The following is an 18,105-nucleotide window of genomic DNA, read 5'->3' as shown; positions in this document are numbered from 1 at the left end:
TTAGCTTTTTCTTCCTCTACCTTGCGTTTTTCTTCAGCCGCTCTCAACGCTTCAGCCTTGGCTTTCTCTTCCTCTACTTTCCGTTTTTCTTCAGCCACTCTCAACGCTTCGGCTTTGGCCTTTTCCTCCGCTTTCCGCTTTTCTTCAGCCGCTCTCAACGCTTCGGCTTTGGCCTTTTCCTCTGCTTTTCGCTTTTCTTTAGCCAGTCTCAACTCTTCGGCTTTGGCTTTTCTCTTAGCCCTGCGCTGTTCCTCAGCCAACCTTAACTCTTCCGCTTTGGCTTTCTCTTTCGTTTCCCGTGCCAGCCTCTGCTCTTCAGCTTTCTTTCTGGCCTGCTCCCTTGCCTGACGGGCCTCATTTACCCGGGCCAATCTTGCCTGGTCCTTTTCTTTAACTACTGCTGACTTTGCGTCACTGACCTTGCTATTGTCCTTCTGTACACTCCCTGAACGCGGCCCCTGCTGCTCCCTCCCCTTATCGAGTTTTGCAGGCCTGACAACTTTTGCCTCCCGGGCTTTTGAATCTCTGGTAATGGCAGTATTGACAGGCATTTGACGTACAACACCTGTCTCATTCTCCACCTCAGGTTTTAAGGCTCTTTGCTGCTCTGCTGTGACTACTGTCTGCTCAACCGGCACCACCACTTCCTGTCCCTTGGTTTCGGACTCATTGTTACCGACCAGTACCACCTCTTCATTCAGTTTCTTTTCTGCCAACCGGATATCCATAAACTTCAGAAAGGTTTCTGCCTGCACCGGGTCGGTAAGGTCAAGGGCGGCAACCTGGTTATAGAATTTAAAATCCCTGGATACACTGAGGTTTTGTGGATTGATATTCGCCCTTCTTTCTTGTTGGAGCTTACCACCGGACTCCCCATCGGCCAGCACCGTATAGAGAGGCACACCATCGTCGCTGTCCTTATCGGAGGCTTCTGCCTTTTGCGCATGGGCGATGGTTGAGGAGGCGGCAATAATCACTGCAGCAGACAGAGCGATTATGGCTGACTGTACTGTTCTGCCAGCAAAACCTTTATCCGGATTTCCCATAAGACCTGCACCTTTAATATCATGTAAAAGGAGAACTTCGCCGTATAGCCTGAAAACAACTGAGCGGAGGGCTTCTGCAATAAGGTGGTATGAGCATAGACCATGAAAAAAAATCATCCATAAACCAGTGCAAGGCGTTAGAAATATATGATTTCACAGGGTTAGCTACTTATAATGTGCCAGAAAGAGATTGCCAGGTAAGACAAACTCCTTGTCGTTCGGGCCGGGACTGAAGAGGTGATGTATGGGAATGAAAGAAAATATCATCGATAAGCTGAATGAGTCCTTACAGAATGACTTAATCGATGTAACCAATGAGAGCCATCTGCACAACACGCCACCGGGCTCAGAGTCACACTTTAAGGTAGTGATTGTCAGTGAAGCATTTGAAGGTAAAATGCCGGTCAAACGGCACCAGATGATCTACGGACTGCTGGCTGACGAACTGCGAGAGCAGATTCATGCGCTGGCGCTACACACATACACACCCGTTGAGTGGCAGACAAGAAACCAGACCGCCCCGACATCACCGGATTGCCGGGGCGGCAGTAAAAAGTAAATAAGCGGCCTGTCTCTTTCGGGTGGCGGGTAACGGGAAGCGCTTAGTAATTGTCCTTAAATAATTCCGACATTTAGAACTCACTCTCCGTTCATCCTGAGCGGAGTCGAAGGGTGCCTGGCACAATCTATCATGCCTCGGAGTTAACGCCCTTCGACAGGCTCAGGACGAACGGAGTTCGGAGGCTCCGAAATGTGTAAATTATTCAAGGACTATTCCTTACCAGAAATGTCGAATGCCAGTTCCTAACCCGCCACAGAAGTATGCAAACCACACTCCCGGTGTCCGTATACTTTTGTCGGGTCGTAGTAATCTTCTTCGATGGGCAGATCGTGGGTGACCAGGTACTCCTCAACATCGAGTTCCGTCCAGTTAAGGAGCGGTGCCACCCGGTAATAGCCATTGTTGGTCAGACTGACCACATCAAGGTTCTGCCGGAATTCAGTCTGATCCTTACGGATGGCGGTCAGCCAGTAATCCGGTGCTGATGCGTCCATGGCACGGGCAAAAGGCTCCAGTTTTACCTGCCGGGTAAACTCATCATGTTCCGGGGTGTCAACCTCCGGTACACCACCGTAAATGGCATCACGAAAACCACGACTGTATTGTGGGTGAAAGACCCGGATATTGAGCTGCAAACGGCGAATCAGCTGGTCAGCAAAGCGGTAAGTCGCGTCAGTAGCGTAGCCCGAATCGATCCAGACCACCGGGATATCCGGCTTGACCCGGGTGGCCATATGGATAATGGCCGCTTCATGGGGCCCGAAGTTGGTGGTCAGCACCGGTTTTTCAGCACGCTGGACGGCCCACTGAATAATAGCCTGCGGGCTCAGAGTCGACAGATCCTGATTGATCATCTCCAGATTCATTATTTTCCCCATCAATCCATAACTTAACAGCATGCACTATAAGAGTGAGGCTTTATAACCACAAAGATTAATATGGACTATAAATATTACTGAATTAAATGCCATCTTCAGTACTCAGCGCTGAATACACCAGCAACGATGAATACCCGGTCTCCGCTGGAAATCCCGATCAATGGTAGTAGCAGTGATCTCCTCAACACTGAACTTCTGCTCCAGTTCTTTGGCCAGCTGGAAACGTCGGAAGTTGTTGGAGAAATAGAGCACCCCACCCGGTTTCAGCCTGACCATTGCCCGCTCGATCAACTCAACATGGGCTTCCTGCACATCAAATACCCCGCGCAGCCGCTTGGAGTTTGAGAAGGTAGGGGGATCCATAAAGATCAGATCATAGTTCCGTGTATCCTGTTTCAGCCACTGCAGGCAGTCCGCCTGCTCCAACCGGTGTTTGCGGTCCACCAGGCCATTGAGCGCCAGATTCTTTCTGGCCCAGCCAAGGTAGGTATTCGACAGATCGACACTGGTGGTACTGGCCGCACCGGCCACGGCGGCATGAACCGTTGCCGTTCCGGTGTAGCAGAACAGGTTCAGGAAATCTTTACCTGCGGCCTCCCGGGCAATACGCAGGCGCATTTTCCGGTGATCCAGAAACAGTCCGGTATCCAGATAGTCCCTCAGGTTCACCAGTAAACGACAATCACCTTCTTTCACCTCAAGTATATCACCGGACTGCTCAAGCTTTGCGTACTGCCGCTTGCCAGACTGACGTTCACGACGCTTGAAGACCACATGACTATCCGGAATACCCAATACACCGGGAATCACTTCCAGTGCTTCCAGCAGACGCTGATGGGCCTTAGTCTCGTCAATGCTTTTCGGTGCCGCGTATTCCTGCACGTGAACCCAATCCCTGTAGAGATCCACGGCAACGGCATACTCCGGCATATCCGCATCATATAGACGATAGCAGTCGACATTCTCTTTCCTGGCCCACTTACCCAACTGCTTCAGATTCTTCTTCAAGCGGTTGGCAAACATTTCACCACCGGCGGTGCTGGCCTTGAAGGTATTAGCCGCACTGTCCGCACGGCTCTGCCCGGAAGCAGGCTGGTCAGCCTGTCGTTCACGAACATCATAGAGAAACAGCTTGCAGGAGAGCGCACCATTAAACAGGGTGTAGCTTTTCTTCGGCCCCATGCCCAGGCTTCTGACCAGCGCCTGTGAAGAGGTAAAGATCGCCGCCTGCCAACCCGGTGTCTGCTGTTTGATTTTTTCACCAAGGTGTTTGTAGAGATAAACGAGACTGGCCTCATCGCCCATACGCTCACCATAGGGTGGGTTAGCAATCACCAGTCCGGCTGGCATGTCCGGGTCAACCTTCAGACTGGCCAGCTCCTGTTGTTTGACGGTAATCAGCTTACCCAGCCCGGCACGCTGGATATTGGCCCTGGCTCTCCCGACAATTTTTGGCAGACCTTCATAACCGACGATGGTCGTCTTGATCGCAGCCAGGCCAGCCGTGCGACGGGCACGGGCTTCCTCAAGCACTGCCAACCAGATTTTGGGAATATGCCCCATCCACTTATCAAAGCCAAAACGGGCCCTGAGCATTCCGGGCGCGATATCTGCCGCCATCATGGCACCTTCAATCAGAAAGGTGCCTGAACCACACATAGGGTCCAGCAGTGTGCTGCCCTGCTTCGCCAGTTCAGGCCAGCGGGCACGATACAAAATCGCTGCCGCCAGGTTTTCTTTCAGGGGTGCTTCACCGGCTTCCAGGCGGTAACCGCGCTCATGCAGGCTCTGGCCGGACAGGTCAATGGCAACAAATGCCCTGCCGCTTCTGGCATGCACATTGACCCGCAGATCCGGCTTGCTGTTATCCACAGATGGCCGCCAGCCATAACGATCACGCAGCTGATCAACAATGGCATCCTTGACCAACTGAGAGCCAAAGCGGGTATGGGTAATATCCGGTGTCGAACCATTGAAATCAATCCGAAAGCTGGAGCCCTGATCCAGATGCTCATCCCAGTCAAACGACTGCACGCCCTGATACAGCGCATGCTTGTCAGAAGCATCCACTTCGCCGATGCGCAGCAGAATCCGACTGGCCAGACGAGACCACAGGCAAGCCCTGTAGGCCAACTCAAGGTGACCGGCAAAACTGACTCCGGCAACGGTCTCTGCCACTTCACTGGCTCCCAGTTCCTTCAGCTCTTCTGCCAGCAGGGATTCTACCCCCTTGGGACAACTGGCAAACAGAGTCAACATCGTTGTACTCATAACGTCATATTCCTGAAAAAAGCTAAAAAACAGCTCTTATTAACTAAAAATTCTCAATGTTTTCTCAACAAAAGCTTCAGATTTGGATAAAACTTAGAATGTTGACTTTCCTTGGGTGAATACCTTCTTCAGTCGACACTTTGCCCGCACTGTATTTTGGGGGACAGTTAGCACTTGCGGCTGTCCGGTCATTCTGAACCAAACCCGAGGTGCCAGGGAGGCCGTCAAAAACCATATCAGCAAGAGGCATTACCATGTTGAAAAGACTCAAAAGGGATAAATCAGATAGAGCCTTTAATAAAGGATACCAAGTGGGCCTGTCTGGCCGTTCCAGGGATATCTGCCCCCATCAGGAGGCAGATTTGCGCCAGTCGTGGTTAAGTGGCTGGCGTGAGGGTCGAGTTGCTAACTGGGAAGGAATGACAGGAATCTCGGGATTACACCGAATGTATAACTTCTCTCGCTCCTATTCAGCCAACCAGCTCTGATTGCGCTGTCAACAAGCCCCGTCCGGGGCTTTTTGATATCACCTGCTTCTATAGATCAACGCGCTTTCTCATGCATCAACAGAATAGACGGCTTCCGCAGCCTCTTGGATCAACTCCGGCCCCTTATAAATAAAGCCCGAATATATCTGCACCAGGCTGGCCCCCGCCCGGATCTTATCAGCCGCCGTCTGAGCATCCATAACACCACCAACACCGATAATCGGCAGCTTACCGGAAAGCTCGCTGGCAAGCAGTCGAATCACTCCCGTGGACTTATCACTCAACGGCGCGCCACTGAGTCCTCCCGCTTCCTCGGCTATAGCAAAGCCGCTGACCTTATCTCGATCCAGTGTCGTATTGGTGGCAATTACGCCATCCAGCTCATACGACACCAACTCGGCAGCAACCGAGGCTATTTCATCGTCGGTCATATCCGGGGCAATTTTGATGGCCAGAGGAACCTGGCGACCATGGGCTTTAGCCAGTGACGCCTGTTCTTCCTTCAACACTGACAGCAGGCTTTTCAAGGCATCACCATATTGCAGTTTTCTTAACCCGGGAGTATTCGGGGAAGAGAGGTTAACGGCAACATAACCGGCGTAGGGATATACCTTACGCAAACAGGTGAGATAATCCTGGTTGGCATCTTCAACAGCCGTGGTCAGGTTCTTGCCAATATTAATACCGATAATGCCTTGGTACTGGCTCTTTTGAACATTCGCGACCAGTTGATCCACACCCAGATTATTAAACCCCATACGGTTGATCAACGCTTCTCTCTCAGGGATACGGAACATTCTTGGTTTGGGGTTGCCAGGCTGCCCCACCGGCGTCACGGTTCCCAGCTCAAGAAAGCCAAAGCCCAGACTGCCCAGACCATCGATACACTCACCATTTTTATCCAGCCCCGCTGCCAACCCAACCGGATTGTTAAAGGTCAATCCCATCACCTCCCTTGGTTTGACAGGGACAGCAGGTGCCATCAACCGGGTAAGACCAAGACGCCCCCCCGCACTGATCATTTCCATGGCAAAATCATGGGCAGTTTCGGCAGAAAGGCAGAACAGGGCACTTCGTGTCAATTTATACATAGGAGTTATCGATCAGTATGCGCCAGACAAAATTCGGAGGATTATACGATCTCTAATCCCTTTTGTCTTCAGGAGGCACCTTATAAGAGTTCATCGTGCGACAAAAAAACTAGAGCCGATAAAACCGGGGGCCAAGGATTATCTCCACATAAAACAGCTAAGCACTCAATAAAATCCCAATAACAAAGGAAAAACTGCCAAAACATTTACAATAAGCAGATGAAACCATCATCTCCCCATCGGGTCTGAACAGTTGGTTAAAGTTTTTCAACGTTCAGGGCTAAATAATAATGCAGTCGGTAATTGCATCGTCGTATTTCCCCCTAAACACTCTCGCTAATACAGACTCCCCCCGGCAGCTTCTTAAAACAGCAGATATCAGTGAATGTCCGGACTTCAACAACACCCCTATTCACCACCGTCAAACACGACCGGTTCAGCTCGATAAGATCAGCTATTGCTCCGACTCATCCCGGAACAGCCTGGAGTCTTCAGACAGAGAAACACCGTCGTTAAACAGGAAGGAGTCAGGAAAACCGGCAACAACAGATAGTGACACCCGCTCTGGCGACAGCACCTGCACACTGAATAGCTGCGAGTCTGAGGCTGAAACCATCAGACCCCGGAACAGGCCAGCCAAAGAAAACACGACGGATGCACCAACTGCACAAGCTGACCCGGCTGTCGGTGAACAAGACAACGTCAAAACACCAATAGAAGCAGAAAGCTCTTACTGGCATTCTACGGCGCAGTATATTCTGTCAGGCATAAAAAAACTGGCCAATGCCGTCCTGCCGACACCTTCAGAGGCCCTGGATCATATCAATCTTGATATGCCATGCTTCAGTGAAGAATATGAGGAGGATCAAGACATTGAGTTGCCCATAGATGTCGATGCCATCGACAGTGATCTGAATAGCAGGGGGCAACCCGTCAGCAAAGCGCAATCCAAAAGTGTTCAACCCGAAAAAGAGTGTTCCAGCACAACTTATGAGTCGGAAGAAAGCGACAGTAAAACGGCAGACGTTTCTCAGAGAAAAGATAGCGTCGTCCATAGGACACATCACAGATCAGCAGAACTTCAGGAAATCTACCAACAGTCACTGCCCGTCGTAAAACTCTCACCACACACATACGGCAATCCCAGCAACATTGCCATTGATGGGGAAGATGACCAGCCTGAACTGATGATTGCTCTCTATCCACACGGCATCTTACAGGCCCTGCTTATTTTATTCCCTGAAACCGCCCTTGAGATTCTCAAAAGTCGGCTTGCGAAGCTGGGCAGCACCTCAATAGATACCTTCGAACAACTCCGGAAATCCCGGATGCAAAACCGTACTGGATTCAGGGACACCCTGGCAACCAACCTGGCAACCCTGAGAGAAAACCTCAACGACCTTGAACGTGATCGGCACAATGTCAGGTTTCAACTCGCAATGTTGAAGAATCTGAGAAAATTTGAGCGTCAATACAATGTGTACTGCCTGGAATCAAAAATGGATGCCGACTTCCTGGTACAAAAAGGACGGCTGTCGTCAAAGCAGTTAGCCACCGCCATTGACAACGTCGAGGGTAATCAACTTAAGGCCCCAAAACCCCTTAAGCCCACTACCTGGCTGAGACCGCTGGGCTACCAGTGCAAAGAGCGTGAAATCATCTTAAGGGGGGCTATGTGGAGTCTGGCAAACTATCATCTGGAAAAATCCGCTCAAACCGTTCTTAACGAGCTTATACAGCTCCCACCAGTCAAAGTACCCGTTTCCGGAACAGACACCGGCAAAAGGAGAACAGTTAATCACTACATCCGGGAACAACCTGAAACCATACTAAAAGTGTTGACTTATCTGGTTTGCCTGAACGTAAAACGGTATCGCGGCATAAGGCATATAAAGGCGGCTAAACTTGCCCTGGCGACTGATCAGCAAGGGTGCACAGCAGAGAGTGTTCAGGCTTTATTCAGCCGACTGACCAGGCAGGATCTTATGCCAGAAATAGCGCCGCAACTGGACAACGAGATCGGCTGGCTCCATGCCAAACGCCTTGAGCATGAGCTTAAATCACCTACAACTGAAGCCAGTCTGCCAGGCTTGATGGATCAACGACAACATATCCTTAATCTTCGATTACTGAACCCGGCAAAAAACCAGCCGCCCCCCGAAAAAAACCAAGGCCGCCTTGCCGATACAGAACAACAGGTTTCTGCCCGGTTAATTCATCATTTTCTGACCACTCAATCACCTACAAACCAACCGGGCCTGTTTCCACACTGGTTTTTTCTCAAGCCCCCCGCTGCTGATCGTATACGCTCCGTACTGTCACAAAACAGCAATACTCCCGAGCAGTCTTTTTACCTGGCCACATTACAATTCATTGATGCAATGAACCGCTCTGAACAGGATGACAACTACGACAGTTGTCTGCACTGGATGCAGTGCTACTACGATATGACCTATGCTCAACAGCAGCTTCTGATTCACCTGATCGACCAGGATGTGCCTGACGGCTTACTGCCCTGTGAACATTTCGAGCAGAATATTGATGTACTCTGGCAATTGGCAAGATCCAGAAAAAGCATGGGCCTGCGGCCACTGAACCCTGACTCCTATGCATACTATCTCAGCTACCTGAATTTTATCCGCAAGGAAGAAGAAAGCATTGAAGACAGCATTGCCGAGCTGTATCGCAAGCGCTATTTAAAATTACTGAATTATGATCCTTATCAGGAGTTTAAAACGCTCTTTGGCGATGTATTTAACTGGGGGTCGCAAGCCAGCAGGACCATCTGCCAGAAAGCCGGCGAACTGATGGAGGGATTAAATGCATCAGGGCTGCCCAATGCACTGGGCTTTCTTTATAAAGAAGGCAAAGGACTGATATCGTCGCTGTTCTCTGCCGACAATCCAATCCACTCATTAATAACCGACACTCTGGGTACAATACTGAAAGTAGCCCAACAAAACCCAAAGTTTTTTCGGGTAATGTGGGGTGATTTTGCACTCCTGATGCCTCAGCTGAAAAGCCTGCTTGGGCAAGACACATCGGTAACAGGCCTGCTTGAAAGCATTGAGATCTGTATGCGCGGTCATGCCCTGGCTTCACTGTTTTGTGGTGACAAACCACAGCCACTGGATGTTGACCCGCTGGAAAATCCGCAAGTGGCTACGGTGATCAAACGGTTCCAACTGCTCCGGGACATGATTACTGCCTTTCATACCGGACTGCCAGTGATCGAAATATTTTTAAGCAATAGTCTGGATAACCTGATCACGAAGGCTAAAAAAGTCGCACAGAATGTATTATCCGCCTATCTTGCCAGACACTGTCTCAGCCAGATGAAGCCGGCGATTTTCCGCTTGTTGAATAACCTGCGCTGTGCCCGGGATTTAATGCCCAGCCTGACCCTGGGGCTGACCTCTGACTGCCTCGCCGCCATGGCTCCGGAGACAACCGTCAAACTTGTCCATCATATTGGCCGACGCACCAGTGTCGTTGGTAGTGCTTTGGGTTTTGTTCTGGATCCACTGGTTATGCGCTTTGATAAATACCAGGAGAAAATCAACAACGCCAAAGCCAACCCAGCCAGTATTGCAGCACGCAGTGAGTTAGCAGCAGAGCGGAAAAAGGTGGCAGGCATTCTCGGCGTGTCGTCAGTGGTTACCACTGCCGCCATTTTGTTGGTTAATGTCTTTAACATTGTTCTTCTGTTGAGTAGCCCCTGGCTAACAACAGCCTGTATCGGGATCATTACCTTTTTTGGCAGCAGCTGCTTTGTCGCCCGACGCTATAATGGGTTGGATGAAGTCTGGACATCACTATCCGAAACCATTTCAGAACAGATGAAACGTACCTTTGCCAAAGACAGCCCAAGGGCCATTAAGGCAAGACAGCAAGCCCACCAGATCAGTAAAGATACCCTGACAAAGATGTCAGATGTCAGAGAACAGGCACTGAGTGGATGGCAGGACTGGCAACAAAACCAGCTTCTCAGAGAATTAAGCAAGTATTGGCACCAGCTGCATTATAAAGAAGAGATGCTGCAACGTATCAAGTCTACGGTTCGGGAAAAGTGTCAGTCCGATGTTGAGAGAGACGCACAACACATCCTCCATTTTGTCCGGGCAAAAGCACTGGTGGAAAATGCGCTCAGGAACCCGGATGACATATCAGCCAATCCGGATCACCTTGCTGATTTCAACCAACAGTTAGCCAGTCTCTATTTCCCACCACTGGATGCTGCACTGTTTCCCTACCAGCTAATAAACCTTGAACAGGAAATCAATGCATTCTTAGAGCATTCCTGCGGGACTGACTGCCCCGGAGAAAACATCAAGGCGATTATGGATACCGTTGAAAACTATCACATTGATCTTCACAAAGGAGAGTACCTGTTTAAACTGCTGCATATGCGACAACTTCAGTCTTTATCACTGGGGGCAGACAAGGCTGATGATCAACCATTTCATCAGACGCTGCTTCACAGCAGCGAAACAACCATGGCGCACTTGCCAGATCAGCTGACAGCAACAGTCATAATGGCAAAGTCCCGGCAAAAGTGTGAACAACAGCAACTGAAAAAGGAGGAACAGATCCGGGAAGCAAGAATGAAAATGGTCACCCGGCGGGCGTTACATGACTGCCTTAAAGGTGAAACAAACTATTCAGCCAGCAGCATCCCCGACTTGAGCCAAGACCCACTATTCAAAACTCACCTTGAGCTGCAAATCAGAGAACTTGAAAAAGCCAGCCTGCCCTGGTCAATAGACTATACACTGCCATCGACTCGAACCAGCGACTCACCGCCTGCAGGATGCACTTATAAAGCCCTGGAAGCAGGCAAAGACCTCCTGACCTCATAAGCTGTCCGATACCCGCTGATTCAAACAGGCCGCTCTTTGTATCGGGCAATATGGTTGACTATGTTGCGATGATTAAGGAATTGTCCCTGAATAACTTCCTCTTTTTCGCCACGGAGGCACGGAGTCACAGAGGAAAAGATTTTTCTTTTCTCCGTGCCTCCGTGACTCCGTGGCAAGGTTTTTTCTTTACTGGACAACATCGGATGTGGAAGTTATTTCAGGACAGTTCCTAAACGCTCACAGACGGAGGCTCTGCCCGGGCAGCCGCCTTGCGTTCAGCCGCTATGCATGCTGCCGCAGTAAAGACGACATCGGTAGAACTGTTCAACGCCGTTTCCAGAGAATCCTGAATCACGCCAATAATAAAACCGACAGCAACAACCTGCATGGCAATATCATTAGAGATACCAAACAGGCTACAGGCCAGCGGGATCAGCAATAAGGAACCACCGGCCACACCGGAAGCGCCACAGGCAGAAACAGCAGCCACGACGCTGAGCATCAAAGCGGTTGGCAGGTCAATAGAAATACCCAGTGTATGAACCGCTGCCAGCGTCATTACGGTGATGGTAATGGCGGCACCTGCCATATTGATGGTAGCCCCCAGGGGAATGGACACTGAGTAGGTATCTTCGTGGAGATCCAGGCTTTTACACAGCTGCATATTCACCGGAATATTGGCTGCCGAGCTGCGGGTAAAGAAGGCCGTCACACCACTTTCCCGGATACAACGCAGCACCAGGGGGAAAGGATTCTGACGAATCTTCAGGTAAACGATCAACGGGTTAACGATAAACCCGATCATCAACATGCTGCTGATCAGAACCGCCAATAACTTGCTGTAACCGGCCAGCACCCCAAAACCGGTCTGGGCAATGGTATTGGCAACCAACCCGAAAATACCGATGGGAGCCAACTGGATGACAAAGCGTACAATGGCAGAAACCGCCATGGACAGGTCATGCACCATAAACCGCGTAGACTCACTGCCATGACGCAATGCCAGGCCCAAACCGATGGCCCAGGCAAGAATACCAATGAAGTTGCCTGTCAGCAGAGCCTCAACAGGGTTCTGCACGATCTGGAACAACAGTGTATGGAGAACTTCCATAATACCTTCCGGAGGCAGGGCTGCACCGCTGTTGGTCACCAGCGTCAAGGTCACCGGGAAAAGAAAACTCATGGATACTGCGACAAAAGAAGCCGCCAGTGTGCCAAGAATATAGAGGAAAACAATCGGCCGCATGTTCGTGTGCTGCCCCTGTTTCTGGTTGGCAATGGAAGAAGCCACCAGTACAAATACCAGCACAGGGGCTACCGCTTTCAAGGCCCCGACAAACAGGGAGCCCAGAAAAGCGATGGCCACCGCAGTTTCCGGCGAAACAACCGCCAGACCAGCACCCAGGGCAATACCGATAATAATCCTGAGAACCAGGCTGGTGTTAGCCATTCGGTCATATAATGATTGCGCTTGACTCATGATTTACCCGCTGTACTACGTTCAAGTTTTTATCAGTCAACAATTTATAACATCTGCCTCACGAAATTCCCGCGCATGAGAGTATTACCGGCCTGCGGGAATTACGTAAAAATAGTATCACAGTACTGAGGATAAACTTCAGATTTAATTTTTTTCATCTATTACCAAACCCATCGTAAAGCATCGCCCAATCGGGCCGGGCCGCGCAGGCGGTGATATAAGACAGGAAGGCGTGGAGCCTTCCGCTTGAGGGTTTGTTCATTCCTTGCTACCTTTCACCAGTCTCTTGTAGACCTACCGTCGGGCAGACGGGATGTTAAGTCTGCGGAGTTCGTGTGAGACTTGGGGAGCATGGGGCTAGGCGCCCCCGTAGATTCGCCATCGTAAAAGCTCCCACTGTGGAACTTTTATGCGATAACCAAGCCTGTTCCCTGAGCTACGGACCGTGAAACAGAAACGTCCTTGAGCGATCAAGAACCCTCGCCCACCAGGGCGGGGAGTGTCAGGTCAATCGCGTCTATCCTGTTGCCTACCGAAACAGACACCGGAGCATTGAAATGAAACAGATTTTAGTCCCGAAAACCATCTTTGAGCTGCAACCCGTCAAGGACTGTCACGGAAAAACCAAACTGGAAGAGAAACCGAAAGTCGTCTGGGACATAAGAAACGTCGTGGTGATACCACCAGCGGAGCTCCTGACTCTGCTATTTCGCGGCAGATATTGAGAGTGCGCTGTTCCTGTAATCCCCCGTCAATAAAATCCCTCTGAAAAACAACAAGCCTTACTCAAGTCCCACGGCTTAAACCAACTGACTCAGCTGCTCTTTGACATTCTCTGCCGTCGGGCGCTTTTGCGGGTCTGCCCGGGTGCACTGATCTATCAGACAAATCAGTGGTGCCAGCATATTCTGATCGTCTTCAGCCAACGAAATACGCATCGGAACGGACGGCATATTCAATGCCAACAGGCTCTTTTTATTGGCCAGGAAGCCCTTGGTCAGGTCCGCAGCCTGCCCCAGTTTTGCACAATCGTACAATCTACAGGTTTTCATATAGTCAAATAGCGATAACTGCAAACCTTCATCCGCTTTAAACCACTCCCCTTCGCCAACAGTGGCATGAACAATAACCGCCAGCATTACACCAAAAGACCAGATATCCCCCTCCCGGGTAGCGGAAGTATATTGCCAGGGAGCAAACGGTTGTTCAGGGTTGTCAAAAACGCCGGGAAAGCGCAGCTCTGGCGGTTGCCAGGCATTGTTGTAAAAAATGAACCGTTTGCTGCCCAGCGTGTCCGGCCCCGGCGCCACATCCACCCTACTGAAACGCTCCGGCAGGCCCGGGCCCAGCCAGCCTGACACCTCCCGAAGTCTCTCCAGACGGATATCACCGTGGGCCACTCCCCGTTCGTGCAGGCTTGCCAGGGTATCCACTACCTGGCTCAGACCATGGATAACATCACCGAGAACAGCGCCTTTCGACAAACATTGCTCAATGTAGGGCTCTGCCAGACTTTCCAGCAGTGGCCATTGCCCGGTCACAGAGGAACCAATTCCGGCATCAGCCAGCCTGGGCAACCCCTTTATTCCCCATTGATAAATATGATGCTGCCGGGCGGTGGTGGAGACCATCTCCAGCAATTGATGGATTGACTCATCCAGCCTTTCTGCATCCGGTGCTGCCGGGACAGAAGGAAAAGAAGGGCTCCGCTGATGGGGCTTGCCAGCTTCATTAAGCAGTTTAACGTTCTGGTCATTGAGCAACATTAACGTCCCCACTGGCTGGCCTTCGCCATCCGCCCCCTTGACCGAAACCTGCCCAGCCCGGGCAAACCAGGAATATCGTTGTGGCTCAATGGTGATGGCTCTGTCAAAGCTACTGATATTCAGGGAGTTCAGCAGCGTAACCTGCCAGCGCTCGTCGGAATCCATATCATTCCTGCTCGCTTTCCTGAAAACCTCGTAGGTTTTCCACCCGGGTCTCTGTTCAAGCAGTTTGATAATCAAATTATCGACACGGTGGACAATACGATATTTGAATGCACTGCCAACCTCACCCTTTTCATCCAACACGACCGCAGGAAATTGCAGCGCAGAAGCATTCTCAACAACTGGCAGGGACATCAATGAACTCCTGTATGGCATTTTAATTGTCAGGCAATTAAAGATAGCTCAATCGGGTATCAACAGTGATGTCATTGTTAAGAAGCTGCGGTGGCCAGAATTGCCTCATGGCTTTAGACCGACAAGGAAACCTCATCAATTAAATGGGTTATGAAGTTCATCACTCATACCTGTTTTGGAGGTGTAGACAGGCTTTAATACCATTTTGGCGACCCCTGATTTCATGGGGACAAAAGTATTTAAATTATTTCTCTGGAGGCGAACGGTATCCAGCATGTCGTCTGCATTCATTCTGTCCAGGGCATGATAAAAATCGGCACTTTCGGTTGAAGTGCGGTTACTGAGAATACCAAGTGCACTCTGGATATGACCTATTTCAGGATGGAAGGCACCGGCGAGTTGCAATCCAATCTTTACAATCCTGCTGAGGATTTTACCAATAAGTCTAAAGGGTATTTCTGAGTCATTTTCCATCAGAGTCAGTTGTACAGAGTCTGCATCCAACCAGATGATCAGCTCAGTATTGCCCTCATTAACACCTTTTTTTTTCGCCCAGGGAATTGCAATCGTGTCTTCACGAATCGGTTGGTCGCTATTGTAGTAAGTGAGGTGCATATAGATTTCAGGCGTGCTGAAAAAATGCTTGACGACTTTTTTCAGGTCCAGTTCCAGAAGAAAGGCACGCTCAGGCAGGCGTTTCGTAGTATCGTTCGTGGGGTCGACGATGGGTTTTGTATGAAAAACTGGAGTACTGAGTCGGGCAGGGCGATGAACCAGCAGGATGATATCTTTGTCCAGATCATCGACGCTCTTCACAGTGAAATCGCAGTGTTTATCCTGGCAGGATGAAGAACTGGCCATTTTCACTTTGCGGGGCTGATCCTGCTCCTTTGGTAACAGGAAGCCAATGTAGGGGCTGTCGGTTTCTTTGACTTTGCGATAACGAAGCTTCATTAGAGAGCCTTTGCTTCGTTTACCAAAGTGAAAACAGTCCGCGAATCTCTCCAGCTCTTCAATTTGCTCGTCAAAGTCATCCAGAACGGTTTCAGGTATTTCTGGATAATGTTCTCGAACGGTTGCAGGCAGGCTCCGCAGGGTAAGATCACCCACTTCATCTAACTGCGAGGGATTAGTGGCCAGTTTGCGAATCTGATCCAGGTGCTCCGACGGCTTCAGGGTTTCGATAAAGCTCTTTTTCAACTCCATGAAGGCTTGTTCCTTTTTTTCAAAACTCATGGCTGCAATTTCCGAGCATTCTTCGGCAAATGCAGAGGGAAGAGTGAAACACAAAAGTAAGGTAATGGTCAGGGGAATACACGCATTCATAATGAACCTGAAGGGCAAACAGGAAACAAACGTACAACTTAATGAAGGAGAAAAGAAAACCGAGCCTACAGTTGTTTAGATGAGGCTGCCTAATCTGTCAAGGCCGACTGTGGAGTATAGCCCGAATATTTTATAAATAAGAGCAGGTTTCGCTCAATCACCGATATGATTGGGTCGACCAAATGAAAGCTTGGGAAGAAGCAAACCGGAACCTGCTATGGTGAGCTGGAGTCAAGCATTGAGAGCAACGCCCTTGAAATGCAGTGAAGAGGAGATTTACCTGAAGTGATGTGGTTGCAGACATGTCTGATCCTTCAGAGATTTTGAAAAACGCCACTTATAGGCAATGGACCAACAATCTTCACTCTTACCATCAATCAAGACAGTTTGATAATATTGCCAATAAATTACGCTGACTTTAAGGGTTGCTGCATCGTCACTATTTGCTGCGGTGTTTTGGTTTGTGTGCCATCGGGCAAACCCATGGAAGCCGTTGGCTGATTACTCGGGTATTTCTGTTCATGCAAATCACCTGTTCCACGATCCGGACGGTTCAACGATCAGTAACAAGCAATTCTCAGCCAGGTTTAAGGACTGCATGAGCCGCCGTGTTGCTTCCGGAAAAATCACAGCAGAGGAACGGTTCACCTTTCACCAGTTGAAAGCCAAAGGTGTCTCCGATCACGAAGACAACCACTCAGGCCACAAGACGAAAAAAGGGAAGAAAATCTGCATCAATAAAGCGCCGAAAGTGAGCAGGGCGATAGCATGAGATGTACATATATACTATTAACATACCTCAGATGTAACTATGACAATGTCCAGCTACACACCAATGGTCGTAAGGATTAAATCACTGACTGAGCCTCGTAGCGAAGATCACGTTACGTATCCACTTCCGGAAGTCATATTTATCGTTTATGTCAGTATTTTGAGTGGTTATACGACATGGCAAGGCATGGAGCGATTCGCCAAGTATAACCATCGCTGGTTTCGTATGTTTTTTCCTTATCAATTTGCTTTTCCTTCCCATTACACTATTGCAACAGTGTGCAAACTGCTTGATCCAGAAGCTTTTACGCAGTTATTTGTCGATTGGGTAAGCGACACATTATCGGTGATAAATGCTCGTAAAATCGGGCCTCATCCAGAAAAAAACGACAATGTTCTCGATGTGCTTTTTCTCGAAGGAGCCTTGATAACCAGCGATGCCATGGGGTGTCAAAAAAATATTTGCAAAAAGATCATTGAAAAAAAAGCGGATTACCTAGGACAAGCAACCCACTTTGAGTAGTAATATCGAAGCACACTTTTCAAAGTATATTGAAGAGCATCCGGATGATCCGGAATCCGCTGATGAAGAACCTGCTTTTGCCGAAACGATTGAGAAAAACCGGGGGCGTCAAGAACAGCGGCAAAGAACGTTGCGACAGTGAGGCGGTGGTGTTTCAATGCCCACAAACAAAGTAACCGCTTTGAGAAAGAGAGTATGGCAGCCCGGATCCAACTGGCAGGATTAGATCAGGACTATCGAGCTGAGCTGGTGCTGGAGAAATTTTATCCTGACTAAACAGTTGGTTTAAATCAAGATAACAGAAGCAGCAAATGGTACAAGCTTTGTAAAAGGCCTGTAGATTTTTGTGCAAATTATCCAAGCTTTGGCTTCTTTTTTCAGAATTCGGCCTGAATTGTGATCTGAATTGTCTGGGAATGTACGGTCAACAACGCTGGCAATCATGAGTAGAACAAAAATATAAACTATCGTACATCAGCTGCAACCGCCCTGGGCTACCTGATGATGGCTTCGAGCTGATCCATCCGTTTGACAATGCTGACGGGGCATTTGAGTTTATCGTTGAAGTGGCCGGTTTTCAGCATGAGTCTGAGGTTGCCGTTGACGATATCCCCCTGGAGGCCAACGTCAGCTTTATACCAGAACCATCAAACACCTTTGATGACAGGGCTATCCGGATAGAACTGA

12 protein-coding genes and 1 pseudogene are annotated in these 18,105 nt (G+C 49.6%); 6 read left to right on the top strand and 7 right to left on the bottom strand.

Annotated elements, in window-relative coordinates:
• A pseudogene (locus CX664_RS24165) lies at nt 1–1,046 on the bottom strand (hypothetical protein); the annotation flags it as partial.
• Nucleotides 1,047–1,296: 250 nt separating this feature from the next.
• Between CX664_RS24165 and CX664_RS24160 the strand changes: the two are divergent.
• Nucleotides 1,297–1,605, top strand: coding sequence for a BolA family protein (locus CX664_RS24160; RefSeq protein ID WP_420810395.1), 309 nt, complete (start codon nt 1,297–1,299; stop codon nt 1,603–1,605).
• Between the two features lie 245 nt (nt 1,606–1,850).
• Here CX664_RS24160 and CX664_RS24155 read toward each other — a convergent pair whose 3' ends face one another.
• Both CX664_RS24155 and rlmKL read right to left on the bottom strand, forming a co-directional pair.
• Nucleotides 1,851–2,474 carry a phosphoadenosine phosphosulfate reductase domain-containing protein gene (locus CX664_RS24155; RefSeq protein WP_219622291.1) on the bottom strand — a complete coding sequence of 208 codons (624 nt, stop codon included), beginning with the start codon at nt 2,472–2,474 and terminating at the stop codon, nt 1,851–1,853.
• 114 nt (nt 2,475–2,588) lie between these two features.
• Nucleotides 2,589–4,757, bottom strand: coding sequence for a bifunctional 23S rRNA (guanine(2069)-N(7))-methyltransferase RlmK/23S rRNA (guanine(2445)-N(2))-methyltransferase RlmL (gene rlmKL / locus CX664_RS24150; protein WP_101749171.1), 2,169 nt, complete (start codon nt 4,755–4,757; stop codon nt 2,589–2,591).
• Between the two features lie 257 nt (nt 4,758–5,014).
• On the opposite strand from rlmKL, the gene rmf reads away from it, so the two are divergent.
• Nucleotides 5,015–5,245 carry a ribosome modulation factor gene (gene rmf / locus CX664_RS24140; RefSeq protein ID WP_101749173.1) on the top strand — a complete coding sequence of 77 codons (231 nt, stop codon included), beginning with the start codon at nt 5,015–5,017 and terminating at the stop codon, nt 5,243–5,245.
• 68 nt (nt 5,246–5,313) lie between these two features.
• Here the strand turns inward: rmf and CX664_RS24135 are convergent, their stop codons facing one another.
• Nucleotides 5,314–6,336 carry a quinone-dependent dihydroorotate dehydrogenase gene (locus CX664_RS24135; RefSeq protein WP_101749169.1) on the bottom strand — a complete coding sequence of 341 codons (1,023 nt, stop codon included), beginning with the start codon at nt 6,334–6,336 and terminating at the stop codon, nt 5,314–5,316.
• A gap of 290 nt (nt 6,337–6,626) precedes the next feature.
• On the opposite strand from CX664_RS24135, the gene CX664_RS24130 reads away from it, so the two are divergent.
• The gene (locus CX664_RS24130) at nt 6,627–11,195 is read left to right on the top strand and encodes a hypothetical protein (protein WP_101749168.1); all 4,569 of its coding nucleotides are present in this window, start codon (nt 6,627–6,629) and stop codon (nt 11,193–11,195) included.
• Nucleotides 11,196–11,424: 229 nt separating this feature from the next.
• Here CX664_RS24130 and sstT read toward each other — a convergent pair whose 3' ends face one another.
• From sstT to CX664_RS24110, 3 genes are all read right to left on the bottom strand, one after another.
• Nucleotides 11,425–12,675 (bottom strand): serine/threonine transporter SstT, encoded by a 1,251-nt coding sequence (gene sstT / locus CX664_RS24120; RefSeq protein ID WP_101749166.1) that lies wholly within the window; start codon nt 12,673–12,675, stop codon nt 11,425–11,427.
• An 800-nt stretch (nt 12,676–13,475) separates the two neighbouring features.
• Nucleotides 13,476–14,798 (bottom strand): protein kinase family protein, encoded by a 1,323-nt coding sequence (locus CX664_RS24115; protein WP_101749165.1) that lies wholly within the window; start codon nt 14,796–14,798, stop codon nt 13,476–13,478.
• Nucleotides 14,799–14,933: 135 nt separating this feature from the next.
• Nucleotides 14,934–16,004, bottom strand: a complete 1,071-nt coding sequence (locus CX664_RS24110; RefSeq protein ID WP_101749164.1) for a hypothetical protein — start codon at nt 16,002–16,004, stop codon at nt 14,934–14,936.
• 718 nt (nt 16,005–16,722) lie between these two features.
• Between CX664_RS24110 and CX664_RS26740 the strand changes: the two genes are divergently transcribed.
• From CX664_RS26740 to CX664_RS26735, 3 genes are read left to right on the top strand one after another with little or no spacing between them, the layout of a single operon-like run.
• Complete coding sequence (locus CX664_RS26740) at nt 16,723–16,896, top strand: hypothetical protein (RefSeq protein ID WP_180966615.1); 174 nt, start codon at nt 16,723–16,725, stop codon at nt 16,894–16,896.
• Nucleotides 16,897–16,941: 45 nt separating this feature from the next.
• Nucleotides 16,942–17,418, top strand: a complete 477-nt coding sequence (locus CX664_RS24095; RefSeq protein WP_163372739.1) for a transposase family protein — start codon at nt 16,942–16,944, stop codon at nt 17,416–17,418.
• Nucleotides 17,411–17,560 carry a hypothetical protein gene (locus tag CX664_RS26735; RefSeq protein WP_163372738.1) on the top strand — a complete coding sequence of 50 codons (150 nt, stop codon included), beginning with the start codon at nt 17,411–17,413 and terminating at the stop codon, nt 17,558–17,560. Before CX664_RS24095 ends, CX664_RS26735 begins: the two co-directional genes overlap by 8 nt.
• Nucleotides 17,561–18,105: the final 545 nt, after the last annotated feature.

It is taken from the genome of Endozoicomonas acroporae (assembly GCF_002864045.1).
GTDB lineage: Bacteria > Pseudomonadota > Gammaproteobacteria > Pseudomonadales > Endozoicomonadaceae > Endozoicomonas > Endozoicomonas acroporae.
This window is presented reverse-complemented; position numbering and strand designations above follow the sequence as displayed.

Coding starts and splice junctions, on each gene's coding strand:
- CX664_RS24115 (WP_101749165.1), bottom strand. CDS start 14,798: ATGTCCCTGCCAGTTGTTGAGAATGCTTCTGCGCTGCAATTTCCTGCG.
- CX664_RS24110 (WP_101749164.1), bottom strand. CDS start 16,004: ATGGAGTTGAAAAAGAGCTTTATCGAAACCCTGAAGCCGTCGGAGCAC.
- CX664_RS26740 (WP_180966615.1), top strand. CDS start 16,723: ATGAGCCGCCGTGTTGCTTCCGGAAAAATCACAGCAGAGGAACGGTTC.
- CX664_RS24155 (WP_219622291.1), bottom strand. CDS start 2,474: ATGAATCTGGAGATGATCAATCAGGATCTGTCGACTCTGAGCCCGCAG.
- CX664_RS24130 (WP_101749168.1), top strand. CDS start 6,627: ATGCAGTCGGTAATTGCATCGTCGTATTTCCCCCTAAACACTCTCGCT.
- CX664_RS24095 (WP_163372739.1), top strand. CDS start 16,942: ATGTCCAGCTACACACCAATGGTCGTAAGGATTAAATCACTGACTGAG.
- CX664_RS24160 (WP_420810395.1), top strand. CDS start 1,297: ATGAAAGAAAATATCATCGATAAGCTGAATGAGTCCTTACAGAATGAC.
- CX664_RS24135 (WP_101749169.1), bottom strand. CDS start 6,336: ATGTATAAATTGACACGAAGTGCCCTGTTCTGCCTTTCTGCCGAAACT.
- rlmKL (WP_101749171.1), bottom strand. CDS start 4,757: ATGAGTACAACGATGTTGACTCTGTTTGCCAGTTGTCCCAAGGGGGTA.
- sstT (WP_101749166.1), bottom strand. CDS start 12,675: ATGAGTCAAGCGCAATCATTATATGACCGAATGGCTAACACCAGCCTG.